Annotated in this window: 3 protein-coding genes; all 3 read right to left on the bottom strand. The window is 74.4% G+C overall.

Going from position 1 to position 3,997, the window contains the following annotated elements; translation table 11 throughout:
• Nucleotides 1–688: response regulator (locus IIE03_RS02950; protein WP_192861234.1), on the bottom strand; the 688-nt coding region annotated here is incomplete at its 3' end.
• Complete coding sequence (locus tag IIE03_RS02955) at nucleotides 685–1,989, bottom strand: sensor histidine kinase (protein ID WP_192861235.1); 1,305 nt, start codon at nucleotides 1,987–1,989, stop codon at nucleotides 685–687. The genes IIE03_RS02950 and IIE03_RS02955, both read right to left, overlap by 4 nt.
• Nucleotides 1,990–2,046: 57 nt before the next feature.
• Nucleotides 2,047–3,997, bottom strand: a 1,951-nt coding sequence (locus tag IIE03_RS02960) for a serine hydrolase domain-containing protein (protein ID WP_192861236.1), incomplete at its 5' end; no start/stop codon positions are given.

Consider the following 3,997-nt stretch of genomic DNA (forward strand, 5'->3'; position numbering starts at 1 on the left):
CCGTCTGCACGCGGTCGCGCGTGCCGATCTTCGTCATCGCGCGGCCCAGGTGCGACTTCACCGTGCTGGTCTCCACGAACAGCTCCCGCGCGATCTCGGCGTTCGACATGCCGCTCGCGAGGAGCCGCACGATCTCCGTCTCGCGCTCCGTGAGCGCGGCGGCCGGTCCGGGTTCGGGTGCGGTGCGCCGGGTGCGCCGCGCGAACTCGGTGATCACGCGCCGCGTCACCGCCTGGTCCACCATGCCCTCGCCCGCCGCGAGCCTCCTCACGGCCGTGATCAGCTCTTCCGGTTCGCAGTCCTTGAGGAGGAACCCGCTCGCGCCGGCCTCCAGGGCGCCGAACACGTAGTCGTCGAGGTCGAAGGTGGTCACCACGAGGATCGCGGGCGGCGTGCGGACCGCGCCGTCCCGATCGGCGTCGTCCCGCTCGGTGCCGGTGGGAGCGGTGCCGGTGGGATCCGTGCCGGCTCCGGCGGCGAGGATCGCCCGGGTCGCCGTGATGCCGTCCCCGCCCGGCATGCGTACGTCCATGCACACCACGTCGGGTCGCAGCCGGGCGGCGTCCCGGATCGCCGCGGGGCCGTTCGACGCCTCTCCGACCACCTCGATGTCGCCCGCGTCCTCCAGCAGCACCCGGTACCCCGCGCGCACCACCGCCTGGTCGTCCACGAGCAGCGTCCTGATCACGTGAGGTCTCCCGTCTCCCTGCCGTACTTCTGGCCCGTGCCGGCGTCGCCGATCCGCGCCGGCCCGCCGTCGTGCTCCCTGCATGGCTCGTCGTCGTCCTCGACCGGGAGCAGCAGGCGCACCCGCCAGCCGCCGTCGTCGGTCGGTCCGGTCGTCAGACTCGCGCCGATCAGGGTGGCGCGCTCCCGCATCCCGACCAGCCCCGACCCGCCACCGCCCGCGAGGTCGGCCGGGGCGCGCGCGGGCGGGCCGTTCACCACCTCGAGCTCCACCCTGCGCGGGCCGAACGCGAGCCGGACCCGCGCGGTCGCGCCCGGGGCGTGCTGCCGCACGTTGGTCAGGGCCTGCTGGGCGATCCGGTAGCAGGAGACGTCCGCGATCGGCGGCAGCCGCCGCGCCTCGCCCGTCCGGTCGAGCACGACGTCCGTGCCCGCCCGGCGCGCCTCCTCCACCAGCGACGGAAGCGTCTCCAGGCCCGGGACCGGGGCGTTCGGGTCGAGGCCGCCGTCGTCCCGGAGCAGGCCCACCACCTGGCGGAGGTTCTCCAGCGTCGCCTTGCCCTGCGAGCGGATCCAGGCCGCCCCGGCGCGTGCGGCGTCGTCGTCCCGGCCGATGAGCCGGTCGACGGCGGCCGCCTGGACGATCATGCCCGACAGGTGGTGGGCGGCGACGTCGTGCAGCTCGCGCGCGATGCGGCCGCGCTCCGCCGCGACCGCCGTCTCGGCACGCTCGCGCTGTGCGGCGATCTGGGCCCGGGCACTGCGCCGTTCCAGGTCGCGCTCGCGACGGCGGCCCGCGACATAGCTGCCGACGAACGCCGCACCCCCGTAGGCCAGCGCCGCCGATCCCGCCTGGCTCACCACGATCGCCGACGTGTTCGGCAGCCCCCACGCCGCGATCGCCGCCGCGGCCGCCTGCACCAGCACGGCCGGGACGATCACCGCGAACGCCGCCCGCGCCGGCGCGTACGCCCCGATCGTGTACGCCGCGACGAGCAGCGCGATCCCGTGCGACATCACCTCCGGTGCGACGGCGACCAGAGCCACCTGGCACACGGCGACGGCCACGAGCGTCGCCGTCGGCCGGAACCGGCGCCGCGCGAGGAACGGGCCCTGCGCGCACGACAGGACGCCGAGCGCCCAGGACTGCGCGGGCGACAGGGCGACCACGGGATCGGCGACGACCAGCCGCACCAGGACCAGGACCACGCCGAGCGTGATCACGGTGACGGCGGCGGCCAGTACGGCGTCCTGCCGGAGCATCCGGCGGTCCTCGGGAGGTGCCTGCGGAGGTGACTGCACGGGACTCATCCTGTCTCAACCGGTCTCGGTCGGTCGGTCCACTCGGCTCTGTCCGTCTCAGTACGAGATGTCGGGGGACAGGAAGCGGAACATGATCGCGAAGTTCGTCACCGCGGAGAGCGCCAGGAGCGTCACCGCCGCCCCGGCGATCAGGTGCCAGCGCGCCCGGCGCCGGATCCGGCCGACGAGCAGGACGATCGCCGGGATCATGCCCAGCGCGCCGATCACCTGGAGCGCCTGCACGCCGCGGATCACCACCGCCGGGACCTCCACGAGCTCCATGACGGTCAGCACGATCGCCGCCCAGCCGGCCACGGCGAGCAGGGCGCTCGCCACGCCGACCCGGGTCAGCACGCGCCAGCGGCGCCCGTCGTGCCGATCGTGCCCGTGCCGATCGTGCCCGTGCCGGTCGCGCGTGCGGGCCGGGCGCCTGCGCAGCCGGCGCCAGAGCGCGCCGGCCGGCCAGGCCAGGAGAGCGAGGAGGAGCACCGCGGTGGCGCCGGCGAGGATCGGAGGGCCCACCTGGCGTTCGGCGTCGACCGGCAGGATCGTGAAGGCGGAGTCGTGCGTGATGCCGGTGACCCGGCCGTCCTCGGTCCGGACCGCGATCCTGCGCTCGCCGTCCACCTCCCGCCACACGCCGTCGCCGATCTGCTCGTACACGTTCGGCCGCTGGGTGCCCGGGTCCGGGTTCATGGCCAGGCGGCCGTCGTCGCGGGCGCTGAGCCGGTAGCTCATGACCGGGTCGAGCGCGGAGAGGAAGGTGCTGTGGAACCCGCGCGCGGCGGCGTACGTGCCGGCCAGGCGTTCGGCGTTCTCCCGCATGGTGGCGGCGTCGACGGGCTCCGGAGCCGCTTCCGGCGCGGGGAAGTAGCGGTCGGCGAACTCCTCCAGCAGGTCCGTGCGCAGCTCGTGGGTCTCCAGCGCGTCGCGGCCGGAGCTGTTCACGGAGACGAAGATCCCGGCGCCGTCGTCCGGGTACAGCTGCAGGTGGGAGTGGAAGTACTGGGTGTCGCCACCGTGACCGACGACGCGGTGGCCGTTCCGGTCCTCCTCGAAGAGGCCGAGCGTCATGCGCTGCGCCCCGGCGAAGCTGCCGAGCTCCGCCTCGGTGAGCGCCGGCGAGTACATCAGTTCGCGCGTCTCGTCCCGCAGGAGCAGGTCCCGCTCGGGGACCGCGCCGAGCTGCGCGAGCATGAAGCGCGCCATGTCGTTCGCGGAGGAGGAGAGGGCACCGGCGGGCGGGGTCCCGACGATCTCGAAGGGCTGCGCGGAGCCGGAGGCGTCCGCGTATCCCTGCGAGACCCTGTCCCGCAGCTCGCCGGGGAGCGGCTGCCGGAACGTGGACGACGCCATTCCCAGCGGCTCGAAGATGTGGTCGTCGACGTAGTCCTCGAACGTCTTCCCGCTGACTCGTTCCACGATGTACCCGGCCAGCGCGTTGCCGTAGTTGGAGTACGCGGGGGTGGTCCCGGGGGCGTAGACCTGCTCGGGCGGGTCGGTCACGAGGGCGTCCCGGAGATCCGCGGGCCGGTCGCCGGAGCCGATCAGCCCGGCGATGCGCTCCTCGAAACCGGGGGTGTGGCTGAGCAGGTGACGCAGGGTGAGGTCGGCGTCGAAGTTCCGGTCGATCTCGAAGTCGAGGTACTCGGAGACGTCGGCGTCGAGGTCGAGGTCCCCCCGTTCCACGAGCTGCATGACGGCGGTCGCGGTGAACACCTTGGACACCGAGCCCGGGCGGAACAGGGTGTCGGCGTCCGCGTCGACCGGCGTGCCGCCGTCGGCTCCGGTGTCGGCCCGTCCGAATCCGCGCGCCGTGACGACCGCGCCGTCGTGCACGACGGCGACCGCGGCCCCGGCGATGCCGTTGGCCTCGAGGGCCGGGGGCAGCGCCTCGTCCAGCCAGTGATCGACGTTCGACGAGTTCAGTTCCTCGGCGCCGGTCGCACGGGAGGCGGTGCCGAGCGCGACGCCGGCGTGAGCGCCGGAGGCCGCGCCCGGGTGGTCG

Origin of the sequence: Myceligenerans pegani, from assembly GCF_014892515.1 — a bacterium.
GTDB classification, from domain to species: Bacteria; Actinomycetota; Actinomycetes; order Actinomycetales; family Cellulomonadaceae; genus Myceligenerans; species Myceligenerans pegani.